The 22,233-nt window shown below is 48.5% G+C and carries 20 protein-coding genes; 16 read left to right on the top strand and 4 right to left on the bottom strand.

What is annotated here, in order from left to right:
* Nucleotides 1–9 precede the first annotated feature (9 nt).
* The 10 genes from L1N85_RS05725 (at nt 10) to L1N85_RS05680 (ending at nt 10,717) form a co-directional block, all read left to right on the top strand.
* Complete coding sequence (locus L1N85_RS05725) at nt 10–1,008, top strand: polysaccharide pyruvyl transferase family protein (protein WP_235235864.1); 999 nt, start codon at nt 10–12, stop codon at nt 1,006–1,008.
* A gap of 11 nt (nt 1,009–1,019) precedes the next feature.
* Entirely contained in the window at nt 1,020–2,390 is a 1,371-nt protein-coding gene (locus tag L1N85_RS05720; RefSeq protein ID WP_235235862.1) for a sugar phosphate nucleotidyltransferase, read from the top strand.
* Between the two features lie 31 nt (nt 2,391–2,421).
* Nucleotides 2,422–3,762, top strand: coding sequence for a UDP-glucose dehydrogenase family protein (locus L1N85_RS05715; protein ID WP_235235860.1), 1,341 nt, complete (start codon nt 2,422–2,424; stop codon nt 3,760–3,762).
* A gap of 25 nt (nt 3,763–3,787) precedes the next feature.
* A complete protein-coding gene (locus tag L1N85_RS05710) occupies nt 3,788–4,954 on the top strand; it encodes a nucleotidyltransferase domain-containing protein (RefSeq protein WP_235235858.1) in 1,167 nt (388 codons plus the stop codon).
* Nucleotides 4,955–5,074: 120 nt separating this feature from the next.
* Complete coding sequence (locus tag L1N85_RS05705) at nt 5,075–5,983, top strand: ATP-binding cassette domain-containing protein (protein ID WP_235235856.1); 909 nt, start codon at nt 5,075–5,077, stop codon at nt 5,981–5,983.
* A complete protein-coding gene (locus L1N85_RS05700; RefSeq protein ID WP_235235854.1) occupies nt 5,968–6,261 on the top strand; it encodes a lasso peptide biosynthesis PqqD family chaperone in 294 nt (97 codons plus the stop codon). The genes L1N85_RS05705 and L1N85_RS05700 overlap by 16 nt, the downstream gene beginning before the upstream one ends.
* Nucleotides 6,261–6,752 carry a lasso peptide biosynthesis B2 protein gene (locus L1N85_RS05695; protein WP_235235852.1) on the top strand — a complete coding sequence of 164 codons (492 nt, stop codon included), beginning with the start codon at nt 6,261–6,263 and terminating at the stop codon, nt 6,750–6,752. Before L1N85_RS05700 ends, L1N85_RS05695 begins: the two co-directional genes overlap by 1 nt.
* Nucleotides 6,753–6,774: 22 nt before the next feature.
* Entirely contained in the window at nt 6,775–8,580 is a 1,806-nt protein-coding gene (locus L1N85_RS05690; RefSeq protein ID WP_235235844.1) for an ABC transporter ATP-binding protein, read from the top strand.
* Between the two features lie 41 nt (nt 8,581–8,621).
* A complete protein-coding gene (locus tag L1N85_RS05685) occupies nt 8,622–10,544 on the top strand; it encodes an asparagine synthase-related protein (RefSeq protein ID WP_235235842.1) in 1,923 nt (640 codons plus the stop codon).
* A 35-nt stretch (nt 10,545–10,579) separates the two neighbouring features.
* Nucleotides 10,580–10,717, top strand: coding sequence for a paeninodin family lasso peptide (locus tag L1N85_RS05680; RefSeq protein WP_235235840.1), 138 nt, complete (start codon nt 10,580–10,582; stop codon nt 10,715–10,717).
* A 106-nt stretch (nt 10,718–10,823) separates the two neighbouring features.
* On the opposite strand, the gene L1N85_RS05675 is transcribed toward L1N85_RS05680, so the two are convergent.
* Both L1N85_RS05675 and L1N85_RS05670 read right to left on the bottom strand, forming a co-directional pair.
* On the bottom strand, nt 10,824–11,180 hold the full coding sequence (locus L1N85_RS05675; protein WP_235235832.1) for a helix-turn-helix domain-containing protein: 357 nt from the start codon (nt 11,178–11,180) through the stop codon (nt 10,824–10,826).
* 107 nt (nt 11,181–11,287) lie between these two features.
* Complete coding sequence (locus L1N85_RS05670) at nt 11,288–12,160, bottom strand: AraC family transcriptional regulator (protein ID WP_235235830.1); 873 nt, start codon at nt 12,158–12,160, stop codon at nt 11,288–11,290.
* Between the two features lie 123 nt (nt 12,161–12,283).
* Between L1N85_RS05670 and L1N85_RS05665 the strand changes: the two genes are divergently transcribed.
* Nucleotides 12,284–13,096, top strand: coding sequence for a phytanoyl-CoA dioxygenase family protein (locus tag L1N85_RS05665; protein ID WP_235235828.1), 813 nt, complete (start codon nt 12,284–12,286; stop codon nt 13,094–13,096).
* A gap of 145 nt (nt 13,097–13,241) precedes the next feature.
* On the opposite strand, the gene L1N85_RS05660 is transcribed toward L1N85_RS05665, so the two are convergent.
* Together L1N85_RS05660 and L1N85_RS05655 are read right to left on the bottom strand one after the other, a co-directional pair.
* Nucleotides 13,242–13,457 carry an alpha/beta-type small acid-soluble spore protein gene (locus tag L1N85_RS05660; protein ID WP_235235826.1) on the bottom strand — a complete coding sequence of 72 codons (216 nt, stop codon included), beginning with the start codon at nt 13,455–13,457 and terminating at the stop codon, nt 13,242–13,244.
* Between the two features lie 114 nt (nt 13,458–13,571).
* Entirely contained in the window at nt 13,572–14,402 is an 831-nt protein-coding gene (locus L1N85_RS05655; protein WP_235235825.1) for an AraC family transcriptional regulator, read from the bottom strand.
* A 116-nt stretch (nt 14,403–14,518) separates the two neighbouring features.
* Between L1N85_RS05655 and L1N85_RS05650 the strand changes: the two genes are divergently transcribed.
* From L1N85_RS05650 to L1N85_RS05630, 5 genes are all read left to right on the top strand, one after another.
* Complete coding sequence (locus L1N85_RS05650) at nt 14,519–16,771, top strand: FAD-dependent oxidoreductase (protein ID WP_235235823.1); 2,253 nt, start codon at nt 14,519–14,521, stop codon at nt 16,769–16,771.
* A 70-nt stretch (nt 16,772–16,841) separates the two neighbouring features.
* On the top strand, nt 16,842–18,419 hold the full coding sequence (locus L1N85_RS05645) for a response regulator (protein ID WP_235235821.1): 1,578 nt from the start codon (nt 16,842–16,844) through the stop codon (nt 18,417–18,419).
* A 1-nt stretch (nt 18,420) separates the two neighbouring features.
* The gene (locus L1N85_RS05640; RefSeq protein WP_235235818.1) at nt 18,421–20,199 is read left to right on the top strand and encodes a cache domain-containing sensor histidine kinase; all 1,779 of its coding nucleotides are present in this window, start codon (nt 18,421–18,423) and stop codon (nt 20,197–20,199) included.
* 192 nt (nt 20,200–20,391) lie between these two features.
* Nucleotides 20,392–21,360, top strand: coding sequence for an ABC transporter permease (locus L1N85_RS05635; protein WP_235235816.1), 969 nt, complete (start codon nt 20,392–20,394; stop codon nt 21,358–21,360).
* The gene (locus L1N85_RS05630; protein WP_235235814.1) at nt 21,354–22,214 is read left to right on the top strand and encodes a carbohydrate ABC transporter permease; all 861 of its coding nucleotides are present in this window, start codon (nt 21,354–21,356) and stop codon (nt 22,212–22,214) included. Before L1N85_RS05635 ends, L1N85_RS05630 begins: the two co-directional genes overlap by 7 nt.
* Nucleotides 22,215–22,233 lie beyond the last annotated feature (19 nt).

Genomic DNA, 22,233 nt, shown 5'->3' with positions numbered 1-22,233 from the left:
AGGGTTGTCATGCAGAGTACCCCGAATGTTCACCCTATGGATGGAATTAAAAATAAGCTTCGCCAAATTTTGAATGTCATTCCGCCTGGCTCCAACATTTTCTATATCGATATTCCCGTCCACAGCAACGGCGGCGACCTGCTCATTATGAAAGGCACGGAAGCGTTCTTCAAGGATTATAATATTCGCGTCCGCGCACGCTACAGCGTGCTTGATTTTCCCGATTCGCTGATGATTCCGAAAGATCATATCATCGTGCTCCATGGGGGAGGGAACTTCGGCGACCTGTATCCGGCGCATCAGAAGCTGCGCGAGAAAATGATTACCAGCTATCCGTACCATCGGATCGTGATGCTTCCACAGACGATATTTTATAAGAAAGAGTCAGAATTCGACCGGACGGCGCAAATATTCAATGGACATAAAGATATTCATCTCTATGTCCGCGACACGTTGTCCTATCGCACTGCAACCGAGAAATTCCATAAATGCAACGTTTATTTATCTCCCGACATGGCCCATCAATTATGGCCGATCCGGCACAAAGACAGCCCGGGCAAAGATCTGCTCTGCTTCTTCCGCACGGATATTGAGAAAACGACCCAGCAGGAGCAGCTCGAATCGGCGGGGCGCGGCGATTATTTGGATTGGAACTCCTTGTATAACCGGGTGGAGCAGAAATCGATTAATCTCATTGTCAGAATGATTAAGAAAGGCGGCAGTCCGCTGCCAATGCAGGCGATTTGGGGCAGGTACACCGATTATCTGGTAGATAAAGCAGTCAAGCGCTTCAGCGGCTACAGGGCGGTACAGACGTCAAGGCTGCATGGCCATATCTTATCCTGCTTAATGGACAAGCCCAATACGCTGCTGGACAATTCGTACGGCAAGAACTCCAACTATTATCAAACATGGACAAGCGGCATCGGGTCAGCCCAATTGATTGTGAAGAATGAAGGGCAGACAGCAAATTCGAATGCTTCGCAAATCAGTAAACTACTATCTTAGGAGGAGTTACTATGAAGATTGTTCTTCTCTCAGGAGGCTCGGGCAAACGCCTGTGGCCGCTGTCGAACGAATCCCGTTCCAAGCAGTTCTTAAAGGTGCTGAGGAATTCGGAAGGCGAGCTTGAGTCGATGGTACAGCGGGTTTGGGGGCAGATTGCGAGTGCCGGGCTTCGCGATCATGCTTTAATTGCAACGAGCAAGCCGCAGGTTGAAATGATCCACAGCCAGCTTGGAAGCGAGATTGAAGTGATCGTCGAACCGGAAAGAAGGGATACGTATCCTGCTATCGCGCTGGCGGCCGCATACTTGTATTCGGTTGAAGGCGTCAACCTGAATGAAACGGTCGTGGTCATGCCGGTCGACCCTTACGTTGAGGAGTCGTTCTTCCACAAGACCAAAGAACTGGAGCGGGTCTTGAACGAGTCGGGCGCGGATTTGGCGCTTATGGGAGTAAAACCGACGTATCCTTCGGAGAAATACGGGTATATCGTGCCGCAAAGCGGGACCGCATATGACGCGCCATATGTGAATGTACATAGCTTCCGGGAGAAACCCCGCGAAGAAGAAGCAGCGGTCATGATTGAGCAGGCAGCGCTATGGAACTGCGGGGTTTTCGCATTCAAGCTGGATTTCATCATTAATATTCTGATTTCTCACGGGCTTCCGATCCAATATGACGAGATGGTGAAGCAGTATGACAAGCTTCCGAAGAACAGCTTCGATTACGAGGTGGTGGAGAAAGCCAATCTTATCGTCGCGCTGTCATACGAGGGGGAATGGAAGGATCTTGGGACGTGGAACACGCTGACGGAGGAAATTGCTACCCCGCTGATCGGCAAAGGAATCATTACCGACAATTCATCCAATACGCATATTATCAACGAACTGGATATTCCAATTACGCTGCTTAATTTATCCAATGTCATCGTCGCGGCGAGTCCGGATGGCATTCTCGTCTCGGACAAGGCATCAAGCCCGATGATCAAGGAGGTCATGAAGCATGCAGATCAGCGTCCGATGTACGAGGAGAGGCGTTGGGGCCGTTACAGGGTGCTCGATTACTTGAAATATCCCGACGGGAAAGAAGTGCTGACCAAACGGATATGCATAGGGCCGGGCAAAAATTTAAGCTACCAATACCATCTGCTCAGAGACGAGGTATGGACCGTCGTTTCCGGCAACGGTGAGATGGTTCTGAATGATAAGCGGTTTCCGATTAAGGCCGGAGATGTACTCGTTATATCGAAACAGAGCATGCACAGTTTGCGGGCGGAGACGGAAATGGACATCATTGAGGTGCAAACCGGGTCGGAGCTTGTTGAAGAAGATATCGTCCGGCTTACGTTCGATTGGAATGAAATTATGCAATTATGTGCTGTATAAGTGACGGATTGCAATAAAGGGAGTGATGAGAATGAACATTACGGTCATTGGCACCGGCTATGTCGGGCTCGTATCGGGTGTCTGTTATGCGGAGCTCGGGAATAAAGTCATCTGTGTCGACAAGGATCTTGGGAAGATCGAGACGCTGCAGGCTGGCGAGATTCCCATCTATGAGCCGGGGCTGAAGGAATTGGCGGATAAGAACAGTTCCGCCGGAAAACTCGCTTTCACAACCGATCTGATCGAAGCGGTGCGTCAATCGGACATTATCATTCTGGCTGTCGGAACGCCTCCGATGCTAAGCGGCGAAGCGAATATGGCTTATATCAATCAAGCAGCCCTTGATATCGCAGAAGCGATGAACGGCTATAAAATTATCGCTGTAAAAAGCACGGTACCGGTCGGCACGAACGAACGGATCCGGGAGTTGATCCGCACCCGCACATCCGAGCCGTTCGACAGCATTTCACTGCCGGAATTTCTGCGCGAAGGTTCTGCCGTCAACGATACGCTGAATCCGGACCGGATCGTCATCGGTGCCGATACTGGGAGCGCAGCCGATACGATGGTAGAGCTGCATCGGCCGCTGACGGAGCAAATCATCGTGACGGATATTCGCAGCGCAGAAATGATTAAATATGCTTCCAATGCCTTCCTCGCTACGAAAATTTCGTTCATCAACGAGATTGCGAACATTTGCGAGAAGGTAGGCGCAGACGTGACGAAGGTTGCGGAAGGGATGGGCTACGATAAGCGGATTGGACAGTCGTTCCTTAAAGCCGGAATCGGCTATGGAGGCTCCTGTTTTCCGAAGGATACCAGAGCCCTTATCCAAATCGCAGGTAACGTCGATTACGAGTTCAAGCTGCTGCGCTCAGTTGTGGAAGTGAATCAAGATCAACGGTTTAATGTGATCCGCAAGCTGGAGACGATCTTTGACGGCCAGTTGCGAGGTAAGACAGTCGCGGTATGGGGATTGGCCTTTAAGCCGAATACCGATGACGTCCGCGATTCACCGGCGCTCGAAATCATTCAATATTTGGTAGAGAACGGCGTGAAGGTGAAAGCTTACGATCCTATCGCTATGGAAAACTTCAAGGCCTTATACGGCAAGGAAGGCGTCATATGGTGCAATCAGGCGCTAGATACTGCACAAGACTCAGATGCACTTTGTTTACTGACGGAATGGGATGAATTCGCGGAAGTGGATCTGAATCTGCTGCAATCCGTCATGAAGCAGGCCATTCTGATCGACGGACGCAATGTGTTTAAAGAGGAAGATTTGCTCGGAACCGCATTCGTTTATTATTCCGTCGGCCGACCGAGCTTGAATAAAGGCGTCAAACAGCAAATTCCTGTTCTGCAATTGTAATTCTAACGATAGTGGGGTTTCTTTCATGATTAAAGCAGCGAAAATTGATTTAAGCGATATTTCGAATGAATTATCATTTCTGTTATTCATTCTGCGCGACGTTCAAGAGTTGGATGAGAAGAGGATACGAGAATTCACTTCGAATCTGAAGTGGGATTCGTTTATACAATTAACCCTGCATCATCGTGTTTATCCGATCGTTTACTTGAAACTAAATCAAATCCGTTCATCCCTTATTCCTGCCGATATTATGGAGACGCTCCGCTATCATTACAACTCCAATGTCATTAAGATGATGCAGCTGACTAAAGAGATGAATGAAGTTTGCGGAAAATTATCAGACAACGGCATACGCACCATTTTGTTGAAAGGCCCCATTCTGGCGATTCAACTTTACGGAGATATGTCGCATAGGACTTCCAAAGATCTGGATATTCTGATCGATGCAGAAGATGTGGAAAGAGCAGAGGAAGTCATGACACAGCTTGGTTATGAAGCAGAGGATAAGCATTTATTAATTCATAATTGGAAAAATAAGTTTCACCATTTTTCCTTCCGGCATAAAGAACATTCCGTACAAGTTGAAATTCACTGGCGATTAAATCCTAATTCTAATGATTCTCATTCATTCAATCGACTGTGGGGACGTAAAAATAAAGTTCATTTATTAAATCAGTCATTTCATTGCTTAGGGAATGAAGACCTGCTCTATTATCTTGCCAATCATGGTGCCAGGCATGCCTGGTTCAGGTTGCGCTGGTTAATGGATATAGATCGTTTAATGCCTAAAATAGATAGCGGGAAAATGCATGTGTATTTTAAACAGCACGGTGGACAATCATTCACAGGACAGGCTTTCATATTAGCTTTCAATCTGCTTGATTCAAAGATTCCTCATTCTATGAATCAACTGACGGATAATAAGAAGACTCTTCGTTTAGCGAAAACATCTTTGTTTTTTATCAAAAAAATAGTTAAATTAAACCCGGTGCCGGAGAAAAGCGTCGTTTGGCATTATTTCCGGTACACTCTATCCCTAATGACAGGCAGGCAAAGGGCGAGATATCTGCTAAATCACCTGGAACCTAACGTGCAAGATATGTCGCTGCTGCCGCTATATAAACCACTTCATTTTCTCTATTTCCCGCTCCGGCCGTTTCTATGGTTTTGGAGAAATATCATAAATAATTAATTTTTTCTTAGAAAAAAGCGACATAAAATGAATTTTCTATACGAATAGTATAAATAAATACAAAGTTTATACTACTTGCTAAACGGGGTGTTTACTCTGAATTATTATCGAATATTTGGTTTGAACATTAGAAGTAAGATTGTTCTGCCTGAAGCATATGAAATACATGGAATTATTTCGGAATTTGATGTAGAAATTGAATTGAATCCACCGCAGGAAGATTGCCAGGATCAATTTACAACGGCCAACTACCGCTTCGATAACGGTCGATTTCTCTTCCATGTACCCGAAACAGCCTTTTACAGCATTACATCCGGTGCCCATATCACGATAACCCCATACCCGGGAGCGGATGAGGCGAAGATTCGGCTTTTCCTGCTCGGAACCTGTATGGGCGTACTGCTCATGCAGAGAGGGATTCTGCCCCTGCACGGGAGTGCAGTCGTCATTGACGGGAAGGTTTACGCAATTGTCGGGGAATCGGGTGCCGGTAAATCGACTCTTGCCGCAGCGTTTGCACGCGTTGGATATCCATTAATGACGGATGATGTTATCGCGGTCTCCTTATCCAATGATTCGTCAGCAGCTACTGTCTATCCGTCCTATCCGCAGCAGAAGCTGTGGGAGGAAAGCATAGAGCAATTAGGACTGCTTTCTCAAAACTATTCAACGATTTACCAAAGGGTTAACAAATACGCCGTGCCTATACAGTATCAATTTTACAGAGAGCCTCTCCCTCTCGCTGGCGTAGTTGAGCTAACCAAAGTCTTTGAACCAGAACCGTCTATTAAAGCTTACAACAGATTAGAAGGGCTTCATGTCTTAAATGTGCATACCTATCGAAATTCCCTTCTCCATCTGTTGAACCTGCAGCAATGGCAATTTCAATCGATTGCCCGGCTGGCTTCCCAGCTCCCGGTGTACCAGCTCCGCCGCCCGGTTGACGGCTTCTCTGCCTTTAACTTAGTTGATCAAATTGTCAGTCTGATTCATAAAGAGGAGGTTGTTATTTCATGGGCGTTGATATAATTACCGCTAACGAACTTGTTGTACAGTCGGATGGTTACTTGGTAAGCGATATGAACGGTGAGAAGGTCATGCTGAGCATCGAGAACGGCAAGTACTACAACTTAGGTCAGATCGGGGGGCGGGTGTGGGAGCTGATGGCATCCCCAGTGTCCATACAAGATATGGTGAAGCAATTAGTGACCGAGTATGAGATAGAGCCCGAATCGTGCGAACAGCAAGTTCGCCATTTCTTACAGAAGCTTGCAACCGAAGGACTCATACAAGTTAGGAAGGAATAATGAACTTGTATAGGAAAGTGATAAGAAAAGTACGTAGATTTATAGCATACCCCGCAGATTTGAAGCGGATGTACGTGGAGGCTTATTTTTACTTAGCCTGGGCCAGAGTGCTTAAGCTGCTTCCATTCGCAAAAGTAGCCCCTTCTCTTGGCGAGCATATGAGGGAGACACCATATACGAGCACTACGGAGCAGGATCTCTTGCATCGTAAGGTATCCAAAGCCGTTCATGCGATGAGCCGCATGACATGGTGGGAAAGTCAGTGCTTGGTCAAGGCTGTCGCGGCAATGAAGATGCTGGAGCGAAGAGAGATCGCGAGTACGCTCTATCTGGGCAGCGGCAGGGATGAGACAGGAAAAATGATTGCACACGCTTGGCTGCGCAGCGGGTCGTACTATGTAACCGGCAATGAAAGATTGGAGCGGTATGCTGTCGTTGCAGTATTCGGGAATCGCACAAAAGCTGAGGTTCTGTCGCCAATTGAGCGGTAATCCGCATTAGGGGTCTATCTATATGAAGGATTTATTATATTTTATACGAAAGATGCACCTGGTCTCAGGATTCCGTCTGTACCTTAATATGTTCACAACAATCGTTATCAGCTGTCTGGACGGCATCGGAATCTATCTGATCGTTCCACTGCTTAGCATTATAGGTGTATTCCAAATAAATATGGATGAAGTGCCGCTTGTTCCCTTCCTATTCGAATTCATCGAGTCATGGTCGATCGATTTGAACTTGCCGGTCGTATTAGCGATATACGTGATAATCGTAGGGGGACAGGCACTGCTTCAACGCAGCCAGATGGTGTTGAACACACGGATTCTGCAGAACTTCGTCCGTTCGCTCCGGACGGAAACGTACCAGGGGCTGCTTGGGGCGAAGTGGGAGTTTTTCCTCCGCAGGCGTAAGTCAGATTTTCATCATGTTATGGTTAACGAGCTCGGACGGGTCAGCTATGGTACTTCCCTCTTCCTGCAGATGGTCACGGGCATTATTTTTACGGTTATTCAAACCGGCCTGGCCTTCTGGCTGTCTCCGTTGTTAACAACGGTCGTGCTTATCAGCGGAGGGCTGCTCGCTCTATTTTCGCGCAAGTTTATTAAGAAGTCGGGGCATATTGGCGATAAGGCGACGGAGCTGTCTCAGAGCTATTTTGCAGGAATAAACGATCATTTCAATGGCATCAAGGATATTAAGAGCAACAGGCTGGAACGCTCCCATATCTATTGGTTCAACAGTCTGAGCAAGGAGCTGGAGAGTAACGTTGTCCAATTAATACGAGTTAATTCTCTGTCTCAGTTCATCTACCGTATCTCTTCCATTGCTCTTATTGCCGGATTCGTCTATTTAGCTCTAGAGGTCTTCCATACGCCGGCCGAGCAATTGATTCTGGTTGTACTCATCTTCTCGCGGCTGTGGCCGAGGTTTATCGGGATTCAGACGAATATCGAACAGCTGGCGACCAATCTTCCTGCTTTCAAAGCCATGCGCCAACTGCAGAAGGAATATGAGCAGGAGAAGGAGCTCACCTTGTCAGGCTCATCGTACGAAGGAGAGCTCTATCAATTGCAAGACGGAATCGAATGCAAACAAGTCAATTACCGATATGGCCCTAATGAGACAGTATTCGCTCTGCGTGATATTAATGTATATATTCCTGCGAACCGCATGTCGGCTATCGTGGGCATGTCCGGTGCGGGTAAAAGCACGATGATTGATATGCTCATGGGGCTTATTCAACCGGAGAGCGGGCAAGTACTGTTTGACGGCGTTTCGCTGAGAGAAGAGAATCAGCTTCTCTCGCTGAGGAGCTCAATCGGCTATGTGGCACAGGATCCCTTTCTCTTCAATGCGAGCATTCGGGATAACCTGAAGCTGGTAGACCCTTATGCCGGGGATACCGAGCTGTGGAACGCTTTGAAATTCTCAGCATCCGATGAATTTGTACGCATACTGCCGCAAGGTCTGGATACGGTCATCGGTGACCGGGGCATTCGGTTGTCCGGTGGAGAACGGCAGCGTATTGTACTCGCAAGAGCCATATTGAAGCGTCCCTCCATTCTTGTGCTGGATGAAGCGACCAGCGCGCTGGACAGCGAGAATGAACGGCGAATTCAGGAGGCGCTTGACCGTCTTAAGGGAAGCATGACGATTATTGTCATTGCCCACCGATTGTCGACCATCCGCAATGCGGATCAGGTAATTGTCATAGAGCAGGGCAAGGTTATTCAGCAAGGCGGCTATCAACAGCTGTCTCAAGAGGCCAAAGGAAAGTTCAGACAACTGCTCAACTATCAAACAGGCATCAACAGTTAGGTAAGTGTGTAATGAAGTATTAGTCGATGGGATGGGATTGCATGAGCGTTATTGCCGGTGTTATACAATTCGATAGGTCTCTTCATCCAACCGATGGTACTGCAGCATTCATGGAAGCAGTACAGCAATTTCCCGGGAACGGCTTTGAGACATGGGAGGATGCGTCGGTTCTTCTCGGCTGCCGGTCTCAATGGATAACACCGGAATCGGTTTATGAGCGGCTTCCTTATTGGGATGAGCAATCGGGACTTGCCATAACCGCTGATGCGATCATCGACAATCGCTGGCAGTTGTTCGAGCAGCTCGAGGTAGTGCGAGACAGAAGAAGCACTATGACTGACAGTGAGCTCATTCTGCTGGCTTATCTCAAATGGGGGCCGGAGACGCCGCGTTATCTAATTGGAGACTTCGCCTTCGTTATATGGGATGCAAGCAGAAAGCTGCTGTATGGGGCGAGAGATCAGCTTGCCAGCAGGACATTGTATTATTACCTCAGTTCGAATCAATTCTCGTTCTGCAGTGTAATCCATCCGCTATTCAACCTAGCGGGAATAGATAAGAGACTATGCGATGAGAGATTTGCCGAGTTTTTGGCGATACCGACGCTTCTAGATGCCGTCGATGTCCATACGACCTATTACGCAGATGTTTTGCAACTGCCTCCCGCACATACTTTTACTTTGCAAGAGGGGAAGCTTACGGTTGCAAAGTATGGCTCATTAATGCCGGAAAAGAGCCTAACCTTAAGCTCTGATGACGAATATGTGGAGGCCTTTCAAGAAATTTTCCAAGAATCGGTTCGCTCCAGACTGCGTACCTTCAAGCAGGTGGGAGTCACCTTGAGCGGGGGACTCGATTCCGGCTCGGTTTCAGGGTTCGCAGCGGGGATGCTCTCCCAGGAAGGCAAGAGCTTGCAAGCCTTCAGCTATATTCCAGAGCGGGATTTCAAAGATTGGACGCCCAGAAACATGTTTTCGGATGAAAGTCCTTATATTCAGTCCATCGTCGATTATGTAGGAAATATTAAGGCTAACTTTTTAGATTTTCCGCGGATAAGTCCTTTTACTGAGATTGATGAATGGATTGACAGTTTAGAAGGACCTTTCAAAAATTTCGAAAATGCATTCTGGGTTAAAGGCATTCATGAAGAAGCGGCCCGTCAAGGAGTTGGTGTTTTGCTCACAGGCGCCCGAGGGAATTACTCCATATCCTGGGGTTCTGCTATCGGTTATTACAGCTTGCTGCTGAAGAAGCTCCAATGGCTCCAATTATACCGTGAGATTACAAAGTACGGCAGACAACTGGGCACCGGTCGAAAACGAATCGTTCGCGCGATTAGACAGCAGGTTTTTCCGGAAAAAGCGGCTCCTTTTCAACCGGGGGTACCTCCCATTATTCAACCTGATTTTGCAAGGAGTTCCGGGGTATTCGAGAAGCTGTCGCAGTATGATGTCGGTTTGAAGGAGTCAACCTATCAAATGCTGGGGGAACGTGAGGATTACTTCAGCAATCAGGCGGTTTTAAGCATGCAGGGCACCATTTCGGCGAAGTCCTCCTACCGGCTGGGAATATGGGAACGGGATGTAACCAGCGATGTACGCCTTATCAAGTTTTGTCTGTCGATCCCCGTGGAGCAATTTGTTAAGGATGGCTTCGGGCGTTCTCTTATCCGCAGAGCAACCAAAAATATTCTGCCGGATAAAGTTCGATTGAATCAGCGGACGCGTGGCGTTCAAGGCATGGATTGGGTGCATCGGATTATTCCCCGGTGGCCGTCTATAGAAGAAGAGCTTCGTACGCTGTGCAGGGATGAGCAGACTTCCCGCTACCTGAACTTGACGCAGGTGAAGGAGTCGATGAGCAAGGTAGGTTCATCTATTAAACCGGAGCAGGCTGATGACCCTCACTTAAAGATACTTATGCGCAGCTTGATCGCCTATCGTTTTCTCAAACGGCTGCAATAGGAATACGAACTGCACTTGAAAGGAGGTGAAATACAATGGAGAAAAAACAATGGATAGCACTTTCCCTGGAAGTGATGAATGTATCAGAGACGATGGCAGGTTTTGGTACAGCGAAAATGGACTTTACTTATGTTGACGGCAAGATCGTTGACATGGACGTCTATGATTCCTAGGAATCATTGTATTTAACTGATGCACCAGAAAGCGCCGTAGAGGATCACAGCTTAAGCTGTGCACTTTACGGCGCTTTTTGTGTTCTGCGTGTGCCCAGAGGATGGTTTATTCCCCTTTAGGTAAATTTCGGTCGCGGAGAACGCGTTCGAGCAAATTTCGGATCAATTCCAGGTCGTCCCTTTCCAAAGGCACCCCGTCCCAATGAAGCTGCTCGTAATTTAAATATTCCTTCGCATTATGGTTCAATTCCGTTGCCGGCTCCTGAAGCTCGGTAAGTCCGAGCAAATAATCCGCAGACGTGCGCAGCTTGCGGGAAATCGTTTGAATGGATTCAATCGTCGGCTGACGATAGCCGGATTCATAGCCCGCATAAGTGCTTTTTGCAACCCCAAGATAATCGGCCACTTCCTGCATGGTCAATTTTCTCTTCTTTCGCAGCTGCTTTAGTCGCTTTGCGAACATCTTCCGACCACCTCCCAAGCCTCATGAATGTTAAGAAAACGCACTCATAATTATAGCATGTTTATCAGTTGCTTGCACAAGGAAGGATATGCATAAAAAAAATAAGGTTAGTTCTGACGTCCTGCTTCACGGAAAGCAGCGGGGGGAATACCCTTGGATTTAGTGAACACTCTGGTGAAATAATGAACCGACGAGAACCCGGTCCTGACGGCGATTTCTTTAATCGGGTCTTGTGTATGGATAAGCATTTGTTCCGCCGCGCGAATCCGTTCCTTCTGAAGGAGCGACGAGAAGGACTCGTGGATGCTCTGAGCGAACAAGCGTGATAAATGGCGCTCCGATAGATTGAGGTAACTGGCTACCTCGGGTAACGTCGGACTGCTGCCGAGATTGTCGCGGATGTACAGCTTTGCCCGGTGAATATGGAGAGCGGCGCTCGAATCCATTGATACAGCCTCCGATCCGCTGTACATGCCAAGAACGGCCGGAAAAGAAGCAAGCAGAGCGTGCGCAAGCTGGGGAAGTACGGAGATCGGAGCAGCTTTTTCGGCATTTTTCGGTACAAGCAGTGACTTCCAAATAAATACGGTCGGTGAATCCGTTAGATGCTCCAGCCATACGGCACCATGTCTCAGATTATGGCGGTATTTTTCAAATTCATCAGCCATGGTAAGGTTCTCGTCCAGCTCAAACGCTACATAAAGCAGATCAAGACAATCCACATCTTTTATTTGATGGAAGATGTTGGGCCGAGAACAAAAGAGAACGCCTTCATATAGGGAATAAGAGACACCTTCCTCTATATATAAACCTGTACCTGCAAGCACGTAGCAGACCTCGAAGAAAGAATGCTTGTGTACAACATTAGAGGTCAAGTTCTGTGATGTCCCCCAATAATACACATGAAAGGTCAGGTTTGCTCCTTTAAGCAACCCTGCGTAACGGTTCAGGCGTTCTTCGCTTTTGTTCCACTGGTACATGGCTTCAATACTCCCTTTGGCGTAATATTACAAAAAGATGTCGTCGTTTTCCAAATACGGTTCCCCGTCCGGTTACTATAATTAAACTATATTTTAATCTAAATAGCGATAAGGAGAATGAGAATGATTGAGCATGCCGATGTGCAATTTTACAAGGAAAATGGCTATCTATTAGTAAAGGGAGTATTTAATCAAGATGAAGTGGCGGCCATGAGAGAAGCGGTAGAAAATATCATTCAACGGGCTGCGCGCTCCAACGCGGATCATAACCATGCTTGGCAAGGAGATTTTCTGCCGCCTGAGCAGCTCAAAAAGTTGGTGCTTAAAGGCTTTCACGATGTTCATTTTCATGACGCTGCATTTACCCGCGCGGTCATTCATCCGAATATGACAGCGGTTTTAAATGCCATTATCGGCCCTAATGTTCAGATGCATCATACTAAAATGCTGGTAAAGCCTCCCGCGAACGGAGCGGCTTTTCCGATGCATCAGGATTATCCGTATTTTCCTCACCGCGATCATTCCATGCTCGCTGCCAGCATTCATTTGGATGATGCCGATACGGAAAATGGATGCCTCCGCGTCATTCCCGGCTCTCACAAGCAAGGACCTCTGCAGCATGTAGGCATGCATTACCTAAATCATAAAGAACATCCGATTTCATCGGGAACACCTTGTCCGGCCGAAGCCGGCGACGTGCTGTTTTTCAATTATCTGACTATTCACGGCTCCGATGTCAACCGGAGTACAAGAACGAGAAGAAATGTACTTATTCAGTACCGGGATGCGGCCGATCTTCCAACTGTGAATTCGCATTTTGATTGGGGTATGGGCTTAATGGTGAGCGGGGAAAACCCTGATTTTAAAAATATCGGACCGAATTTTAAAATTGCGGATGACAAGCCTGGCGAAGAGAAGGAGGTCAGCCAAAAGTAAAAACCTTTCAACGTTCGTGCGAATGTGAGGATGTCATAAAAAATGCACCCCTTGGGATTCTCCGGAATAACCAAGGGGCTTTTCCATTTCCAAGGGATGCACTTCTTTGAGTCTCAATGCGTTATTGATCAGCGTTTCGTTCTTTTTAGAATCTGCCTTGCCCTAATTGTTGTTCTGCGATTTGAACCAGCTTTTTAGTAATGTATCCGCCAATGGAACCAGCGTCGCGAGTCGATAAATTACCGTTGTATCCATCTTGTGAAAACGGTACGCCCAGTTGTTGCGCTGCTTCCATTTTCATTTGATTAAGTGCTGCTTTTGCTTGCGGTACTACCAATGTATTCGATTTTCTTCTGCTCATGTATGTTCACTCCTTTGTTGGATGTGAGGTTATTATGTGGTGTGATTTGTAAATGTATTCAAAAAAATAAAACAATTTTCAAAAAACTGTCTATGCGCTCGCGATAATGGGATTCTACACCCGATTCATCTTCCGGTAGGCGGACGGGCTTACTTTCATTATTTTCGAAAAGACCCGGCTTAAATAAAACCCGTTGCTGAATCCGCATGCCAGTGCGATTTGCTCGAGAGGAAATTGGGTTTCAATGAGCAGAGTTTTTACTTTCTCCAAACGAATATGACTTAGGTAATCGGATGGCGTCATTCCCATGCTTTTGCAAAATCTGCGGCTGAACTGAACAGGGCTGATACCGAGCTCGGCTGCAAGCTTGAGCATGCTCATCTCCCCATAGCCGTGTTGATGAATATACAGCTTTGCCCGCTCTATCAGCGGATCCGCCGGACGGTTCTCTTCATCGGCCGGGGCTGCTTCGCTATGCCGGCAGAAATGCCAAATATCGTTTAAAGCATGATTTTGCCAATAATGTCTCAGTTCGCCGACCGTCTCGGCATGCAGCTTTAAAAGCTTCATGTTATCGGCCAGTCTATCTAAATTTCGAATGTTCAGTTTATAGGCCGATGAGGCTAATTGAAGCCGGATAGCTGCTTCCTCCTCGGTCCTCTTCGTTAGCTCGCCCGGGACGGAGCCCAAAGAAAATCCAATATAATGAAACGTGAGCGCGTTTATAACGCTGCGATGAAAGCTAAGGCCCGGCGGGCAGACGACGACGTCTCCCATTTGGGCTGTTGCCTCCGCATCCCCGATCCGGTAGGAGAAACTCCCGCCCTCCACGGCGAAGAGGATCCAGAGCTCATAGGTGTCTACGTCGAATTGAAACCGGGTTTTATGATTCCAAAAGATATGATTAGAAAGTATAGGATAAAGACTGGAGCTTAGGAGTGTCATTTCTCTACGCCTCCATGCTGAAATAAAGTATATGGATATATGATAGCGCAGTGCATGTTAAAAAACTATCCTCTCGCTTAAGATGAAATCAAATCTACGTAATGGAGGTTATCTGCATGAAGCTTGAACATGTGCTTTCCGATATAACCGTAATTGGCGGAGGACTGGCAGGCGTTTGCGCTGCCGTGGCTGCCGCGCGCTTGGGACAGACCGTATCATTCGTTAATAACCGCCCCGTCCTCGGAGGCAATTCCAGCAGCGAGGTTCGGGTGTGGGTTTGCGGCGCTACGGCGCATGGAACGCAGCGGTATGCGCGGGAAACAGGCATCATGGGAGAAATGTTCGTCGAGAACCAGTACCGGAATCGCGAAGGAAACCCTTATTTATGGGATCTTGTTGTGCTGGAGACCGTCCGAGCGGAGAAGAACATCCGATTGTTCCTGAGCACGGATGTGCATGAGGTGGAAGCTGACGGACCGGAGGAGGACCGGATTATTCATTCCGTCACCGGCTGGATGATGGGCTCGGAGAGAAAAATTCGATTCGAAAGCAACATGTTTATCGACTGTACCGGGGACGGACTCGTCGGGTTTCTAGCCGGAGCCAACTATAGGATCGGCCGTGAAGCCAAGGAGGAATTCAACGAGGAGTGGGCGCCGGAGACCGCCGACGATATTACGCTGGGGAGCACGCTTCTCTTCTATACGAAGGAGGCCGACCGTCCGGTTAAATATATTCCTCCAAGCTTTGCCAAGGACATTACGCAAACGACGATCCCGATGAAGCGGGTTATCCGCAGCGGCGACTCGGGCTGCCACTACTGGTGGATAGAATGGGGCGGCGAGTTGGATACGGTCCATGACAATGAACGTATCCGCGACGAGCTGTGGTCGGTAATTTACGGCATATGGGATTATATTAAAAATTCAGGCAAGTTCGATGCGGACAAAATGACGCTGGAGTGGGTAGGATCGATTCCGGGTAAACGGGAATATCGTCGTTTTGTCGGCGATTACATGCTTAATCAAAACGATATTATCGCGCAGGAGCCGTTTGAAGACCGCATTGCCTTTGGGGGCTGGTCAATCGACCTTCATCCGCCGCAAGGGATGTACTCGGCGGAAAGCGGCTCGAAGCATCTGTATTCAGATGGTATATATCATATTCCATTTCGAAGCATATACTCTAGTAATGTTCGCAATATGATGTTTGCAGGCCGGGATATAAGCGCTACTCATGTCGCCTTCGGTACGACAAGAGTGATGGCAACCTGTGCCGTCATCGGCGAAGCGGCAGGCAGCGGCGCAGCGTTAGCCGTACAGAAGGGGATTACTCCACGCATGCTGCACCGTGATTACATGCAGGAGCTGCAGCAGATCATGCTGCGGCAGGACGCGTCGATCATCGGAATAGCCGGAGCAGACCCGGAAGATTTGGCGAAATCGGCTCGGGTTACAGCATCCAGCACCCTGGAGCGAATAGCGATTGAAAGCGCGACATATACCCATCCGCTCGTAAAGGATATCGGCATCTTGTTTCCGGTACATCCCATGCTGGAGTCGATCGAGCTGCTGGTAGATGTTAAGCAAGTCACGAAGCTTGAAGTAGAGCTATGGCATACCGGCAAAGGGGAAAATTATGTGCCCAAGCAGTTGATAACGACAGCTTCTGCCGCCGTATCCGCAAGCAACAAGCAGTGGGTGAAGCTTGACCTGCATTGGCAGCCGGCCTCAGCCTGCAATGCTTTTGTTGTTGTCAAAGCCAACGAAGCCATAACGCTGTACGGATCGGATGAACCGTTAACGGGGGTGCTTTGCTTCGAGAAAGGACCGAAGTCGACGGTTTCCACGATGCTGGAGGATCATCAGCCCGATCAGCCGGTAGCACAGTGGAGCATGCGGAAGTGGAACCGCCGTCCGATTTGCCTGAAGGCGACGCCGAATACGGAGGCATTCGCAGCAGGTCATGTTACAGACGGCTATGTCCGGCCGTTCGAAGGCCCGCATCTTTGGAGCTCCAGGAAAATGTCCGCGGATGAACCGGAATGGATACAATTAGATTGGGACAGCGAGAAGGTGATCGGCGCAGTTCATCTTACCTTTAATGATGATGTCAATGAGGATTTAATCAATTTGCACCATCATCGAACGCCTTTCGAGGCTATTCCCGAAGTCGTGCGCAGCTACCGGATTCAGGCGCTTATTAATGAGGAGTGGATAACAATCGCGGCCGAACAGGACAACTATAAGCGCAAGAGAGTGCATATACCCGACAATAAGTTTATGTCCAGGAAAATCAAATTATGGATCGATGGCACAAATGGCGGTACGCGGGCAGAGGTTGCCGAGATCAGAGTTTATGCTCTATAATAAGCCATGTTATAATAACGCTTTCATACATTCTCTGTAAAAGCACAGCGATTTGAAAGGAGAAGGTATCATGACCGTGCAGCCGTTGAACGTTCTAATCGTCGATGATGAGATTCCTCTGCGGCAGGAGCTTCGGATGTTCCCATGGGAGGAATGCGATGCTGTTTTGATCGGCGAAGCCAGCAATGGCGAAGAGGCCCTGCACATGTGCGGGACCTGCGCGCCGGACGTTGTAATAACGGATATTACGATGCCGGTCATGGACGGAATCACGCTTATTCGGGAACTGAGGAAACGGTATCCGGCTATTCAGATTATATTGCTGACCTGCCACAGTGATTTTCATTATGTCCAGGAAGCGCTCCGGCTCGGCGCGCTTGAATATATATTGAAGGTATCTATGGAAGAAGAAGAGTTAAAGCATGCAATGAATAAAGTAAGAGACGCGATCGTTAAGGAGCGCAATATTCGCGCTAACGAAAGAGCTGAACGGAGGATGCTGCTAGCCGCATTATTCGGCAAGCTGCTGCACGGACATGAACCGAACAGCACCGATTGGCAGCCGATCCCGATGGATGGGAATATATCCCATGTATGGGTACGCTTGATTCTCGATGCTCCGAATCATGCTTACCTTGAGGCAAGACAGCGAATTCAGCATATGTTGTCCGAGATGGAAAGAACGGACCCGAATTGGCTGATATGGCTGTCGATTCGGGAGAAGGAGTATTTTGTCATTATTGCCTTGCCGCATTCTGCGGCACCCGCCGTTCAATCGCTGGACGGTATGATACATGCCTTGGCCGACACGATGAAGGAGCAGGGACGGCTGACTGATCCCCCTGTATCGGTTCAAGCGGTTGTCAGCTATCCGTTCAGGAACAAAGAAGAGCTTGCGCTCTCACTGGCCTGCTCGACCGAATGGAAAGATGCTCTCTTCTATGACAGCCTTACGGAAAATCATGTGTTTATTGGCAAACCGTTGCCTTTAATGGACATAACGGATAAGCAGACCAAGGAAATGAACGAGATGCTAAGAAAGGCCAGCTGTTCCGCCGCAAGCTTAAAAAATTGCATGCAGGGGGATTTTGTTCATTGGTGCGTTACGCATCGCATTCGGCCGGAGCAGCTCAAACAGCGTATGCTGAACTGGCTCGTGGATTGGCTGATGAAGGCACAGGAGGGTGCAGAGCTTGACAGCTCCAGCGTTACGCAATTGACGGGAGCGGAAACCTTGTCCCGGATGGTCACCTGTCTGAACCGTGACATCGCGGCAGCGGAAAGCGGAAGAACGCGCTCGCGCATCGAAATCCGCTCCGCGATACAATGGATCAAAGACCATATGCAGCAGCCGATATCGCTTCCGGTCATTGCCGAGCAGGTTGGTTTAAGTCCTCATTACGTCAGCCGCCTGTTTCGTGAAGAGACGGGGAGCTCAGTCAATGAGTATATTACCCGATTGCGTATGGAGAAGGCAGTCGATCTGCTTAAACGAACGAACAAGAAGGTGTACGAGATCGCGGAAGAGGTCGGAATCCCGAGCTATCGCTATTTTACCGTTACGTTTCGTAACTGGACCGGGGTGTCCCCGACGGATTACAAACGCATATTTAGAGGCACTCGAGACCGGACGCGGGAGAATGGTTAACATGTCGAAGCTGATCAATTGGTATGGCAGCCTTGGTCTTGCCACAAAGCAGTTCATCTATTTATTCATTGTGACTTTGCTGCTGGTTATGGTGCTTGCATGGCGGAATCTCCATGAGGCCGAGAGCCTGCTGAAAAATCAAGTCATTCGCGATGCCGAGCTGCTGGTAGGCCGGACCAATCAATATATTGATGCCAGTCTCGACAATGTAGAAAATATGCTGCTGCTGCTCTCCACCCGATCCGATTTGCTAAAGGAGGGGAATGAGGAGACGGCCTTCGACACGCTCCGCAAATTCGCCAACTATAACAATTCGATAGCCAAGACGCTGTACATGGTTAGATCCGACGGCAAGGTATTCGCGAGCACCAAGGTGCATTATGAGATCATCGGCAATCCGCATTTGCCGGGGCTGTATGAGCTCGCGCTTCAAAATTATGGAGCCATTAACGTCAGCGAGCCTTACTATTCGCCTATGTCCGGACATACGCTTGCTTACGTTTTGCCGATAACCGGTACCAAGAAAGAGGTGCAGGGGGTTGTAGTTGCAGAGGTGAGTCTGGATTTGCTTACGGAGCGGATCTCTCCGATGATCTACCAATCCTATGCCTTATTTACGAGAGACGGGAATGTCATTAATCGGCTGGATTCCCGCGATAAGCTGCTGCCCTTTCGCCCCGCCTCCTATCCGCCGGCGCTTCAGGACAGCTTTCAGGAGCAGCTCGTTTCTCTTAAAGTCGGTGTCAGCAGCATTGATGGGAATGCTTTAAAGCCGCTCGTAGCCGTAAAATCGACGACAAATCGCTTGGGCTGGTCATTGGCGGCTTTTATCGAGGAAGATTATTTCTATCAGGACCTGAAGAAGCTGAACAACAATTACCGGACGGCGAGTATCGTTTGGACTGTCGTATTATTGTTCAGCGCGTACCTGCTCAGCCGCTCCTTCACGAAACCGATCCGCAGGTTCGTAGAGAAGATGGACCGGCTTAACGACGTACAGGTTGTAGCGAAGCTTCCGGTAACGAGGAGGGATGAGATCGGCAGGCTTACACAAAGCTACAATGCCATGCTTGAGCGGATCCAAAGCCTGCTGCAGAAGACGAAGTCGGCGGAGGAACAGAAGAAGGAATATGAGCTCAAGATGCTGCGAAGCCAGATCGCGCCTCATTTCCTTTATAATACGCTAGCATGCATAAGCAGTCTGGCTAAGCAGCAGAGAATTGACGAGGTGCGCGAGACGATCCGCTCCCTGGTTAAGCTGTTAAGCTTCAGCTTTGATAAACAATCGGAATATGTATCGATAGAAGAAGAGCTGGAAGGCTTGTGTATGTACATGCACATTCAACAGGTGCGTTACGGGGATCAATATAGATACGAGCTTGATATCGATCCGAGCCTGCTGCAATACCGGATTCTTAAGCTTACACTGCAGCCGCTGGTGGAAAATGCCTTGTTCCATGGCATTACTCCGCACAATGGAGGCGTCATTACGATTAAAGGGAAGCTGGAGCGGAGCATGATCAGGCTCTATGTACGCGATGACGGCGTAGGCATTTCGCGGGATGAGATTGGTAAGTTGCTGTACAGCAATCCCGAGCAAGAGTGCTCCAAATACAGGTTTACCGGCATCGGGTTACGCAATGTGCACGACAGGATCCGAATTCATCATGGCGAGCCATACGGCTTGCGAATCGGCAGCTTGCGCGGCGCAGGAACCGTTATTCGCCTGGACATCCCCGTTCTTACAGAAAGCGATGAGCATTTAGGAATTTGGAGTTAAGCGATTTTTAAAGGATTAAAAGCTGTCCCGCGGGACAGCTTTTTCTCGTATTCAGCCTATTTAATGAGTCGCTTGCCTAGTAAGTTCCCACAAAACCGTACACTTTTTACGTTTTTATGTATATCGGCGCAGTGTTCTGCTGTTTATACTTAAAGCAAGCAATGGAAGCGCATTCACAAAAGGAGGGATAAGATGGAAGCCAAACATAGCCTCACGCCCGCCCCTCGGATACAGCCCGCTTCGCAAACGAAATGGCAGACGGTTTTGAGAGCTGTCTGGCGTTTCCGGGCATTTTACGTCATGCTGCTGCCGGGCATGATCTATTTCATTATTTTTCGGTATTTTCCGATGTACGGGGTCATCATTGCCTTTAAGAACTTTGCCATCATGGATGGTATAACGGGAAGCGCGTGGATCAATCCTTGGTATAAACACTTTCAAGATTTCTATCAATCCCCCTATTTCAGCCAGTTGTTGACCAATACGCTATTAATCAGCTGTTACAAGCTGGTTTGGGGGTCACTGCCGCCAATTATACTGGCGCTGCTGCTGAACGAATGCCGTGTTCGTTGGTTAAAGTCCATCGTCCAAACGCTCACCTATATGCCGCATTTCTTATCATGGGTCATCATTTTCGGTATTCTTCTGACGTTATTCTCCCAGAACGGGGGATTGATAAACCGCTGGATTGCAGAAGCGGGAGGCAGTTCGATCCCATTCTTGACCTCGACGGACTATTTCCGCAGCATTCTGGTCGGCTCAGAGGTTTGGCAAAATCTCGGCTGGGGAGCGATTATTTACTTGGCGGCGATGGCGGGCATCGACCCTACGCTCTATGAAGCGGCCAAGGTGGACGGAGCGAGCCGGCTGCGCATGATTTGGCATATCACGCTGCCTGGCATCCGAAGCATCATCATATTGCTATTTATTCTGAAGCTTGGCCATCTGCTCGATGCCGGTTTCGATCAGATTTATATCCTGTACAACATTCAGGTATATCCGGTCGCGGACATCCTCGATACTTGGGTCTATCGAACCGGCTTGCAGCAATTAAATTTCAGCTTGGCATCGGCAGTCGGATTGTTCAAGTCGGTCATTGGGCTCATACTGGTACTGGGTGCCAATCGCTTGGCGAAGAAGTGGGGTGAGGGAATATGGTGAGAGGTCTCGATGACAAAATATTTAATTCGATCGTATATGCCATTCTCGGGTTATGCGGTCTGGCTGCCATTCTTCCGATTTTGTACGTGGTATCGGTATCCATCACTCCATTCGGGGAAGTATTGCGCAATGGCGGCTTTATCTTGATCCCAAGAGAAATCACGTTTTCCGCTTACCGGACGCTGCTTACGGAATCGAATATTCCGAAGGCGTTCCAAATTACCGTTCTGATTACAGTGGTCGGCACGGCAGTTAATCTCGTATTGACCAGCCTCATGGCTTATCCGCTTAGCCGCAGAAATCTGCCGGCAAGAAACTTTTTTCTCCTGATGATTGTGTTTACCTTATTGTTCAGCGGAGGAATCATTCCGACTTATCTGGTCGTGAAGTCGATGGGACTGCTCGATTCGATCTGGGCGATGATTTTACCTAACGCGGTATGGAGCTTTAACGTGCTCATTATGAAGAGCTTCTTCGAGGGGCTGCCTGAGGAGCTGTTCGAATCCGCAAGAATGGACGGCGCCAAGGAATTCCGCATATTGCTTCAGATCGTAACGCCGCTTTCGATTCCCGTTTTGCTTACGGTCGGCTTGTTCTATTTGGTCGGTCATTGGAACGAGTTCTTCCAAGCGATCTTCTATGTGACCGACCGGACGTTATTCCCGCTGCAGGTTGTCGTCAGGGAAATTCTGATGCAAAGCCAGCAGCCGCTTGAGAATGCGGAGAATATGATGCCGACCCAGACGATGCAGATGGCTTCCGTCATGATTGCCAGCCTGCCGGTTATCGTTATTTATCCTTTCCTTCAGAAGCACTTTACGAAAGGCATGCTTCTCGGTTCGATTAAAGGTTGATCTAGGCTGCATAGATAAC

It is taken from the genome of Paenibacillus alkaliterrae, assembly GCF_021532375.1.
Lineage (GTDB): Bacteria > Bacillota > Bacilli > Paenibacillales > Paenibacillaceae > Pristimantibacillus > Pristimantibacillus alkaliterrae.
The sequence above is the reverse complement of the archived record's forward strand: the minus strand, read 5'-3'. Positions and strand labels throughout refer to the sequence as shown.

Excerpts from the sequence above, each read along its gene's own strand:
- L1N85_RS05665 (WP_235235828.1), top strand. The coding sequence starts at position 12,284 with ATGATTGAGCATGCCGATGTGCAATTTTACAAGGAAAATGGCTATCTA.
- L1N85_RS05690 (WP_235235844.1), top strand. The coding sequence starts at position 6,775 with ATGAAGGATTTATTATATTTTATACGAAAGATGCACCTGGTCTCAGGA.
- L1N85_RS05635 (WP_235235816.1), top strand. The coding sequence starts at position 20,392 with ATGGAAGCCAAACATAGCCTCACGCCCGCCCCTCGGATACAGCCCGCT.
- L1N85_RS05720 (WP_235235862.1), top strand. The coding sequence starts at position 1,020 with ATGAAGATTGTTCTTCTCTCAGGAGGCTCGGGCAAACGCCTGTGGCCG.
- L1N85_RS05680 (WP_235235840.1), top strand. The coding sequence starts at position 10,580 with ATGGAGAAAAAACAATGGATAGCACTTTCCCTGGAAGTGATGAATGTA.
- L1N85_RS05655 (WP_235235825.1), bottom strand. The coding sequence starts at position 14,402 with ATGACACTCCTAAGCTCCAGTCTTTATCCTATACTTTCTAATCATATC.
- L1N85_RS05630 (WP_235235814.1), top strand. The coding sequence starts at position 21,354 with ATGGTGAGAGGTCTCGATGACAAAATATTTAATTCGATCGTATATGCC.
- L1N85_RS05640 (WP_235235818.1), top strand. The coding sequence starts at position 18,421 with ATGTCGAAGCTGATCAATTGGTATGGCAGCCTTGGTCTTGCCACAAAG.
- L1N85_RS05725 (WP_235235864.1), top strand. The coding sequence starts at position 10 with ATGCAGAGTACCCCGAATGTTCACCCTATGGATGGAATTAAAAATAAG.
- L1N85_RS05650 (WP_235235823.1), top strand. The coding sequence starts at position 14,519 with ATGAAGCTTGAACATGTGCTTTCCGATATAACCGTAATTGGCGGAGGA.
- L1N85_RS05710 (WP_235235858.1), top strand. The coding sequence starts at position 3,788 with ATGATTAAAGCAGCGAAAATTGATTTAAGCGATATTTCGAATGAATTA.
- L1N85_RS05660 (WP_235235826.1), bottom strand. The coding sequence starts at position 13,457 with ATGAGCAGAAGAAAATCGAATACATTGGTAGTACCGCAAGCAAAAGCA.
- L1N85_RS05695 (WP_235235852.1), top strand. The coding sequence starts at position 6,261 with ATGAACTTGTATAGGAAAGTGATAAGAAAAGTACGTAGATTTATAGCA.
- L1N85_RS05670 (WP_235235830.1), bottom strand. The coding sequence starts at position 12,160 with ATGTACCAGTGGAACAAAAGCGAAGAACGCCTGAACCGTTACGCAGGG.
- L1N85_RS05715 (WP_235235860.1), top strand. The coding sequence starts at position 2,422 with ATGAACATTACGGTCATTGGCACCGGCTATGTCGGGCTCGTATCGGGT.
- L1N85_RS05675 (WP_235235832.1), bottom strand. The coding sequence starts at position 11,180 with ATGTTCGCAAAGCGACTAAAGCAGCTGCGAAAGAAGAGAAAATTGACC.
- L1N85_RS05685 (WP_235235842.1), top strand. The coding sequence starts at position 8,622 with ATGAGCGTTATTGCCGGTGTTATACAATTCGATAGGTCTCTTCATCCA.
- L1N85_RS05700 (WP_235235854.1), top strand. The coding sequence starts at position 5,968 with ATGGGCGTTGATATAATTACCGCTAACGAACTTGTTGTACAGTCGGAT.
- L1N85_RS05645 (WP_235235821.1), top strand. The coding sequence starts at position 16,842 with ATGACCGTGCAGCCGTTGAACGTTCTAATCGTCGATGATGAGATTCCT.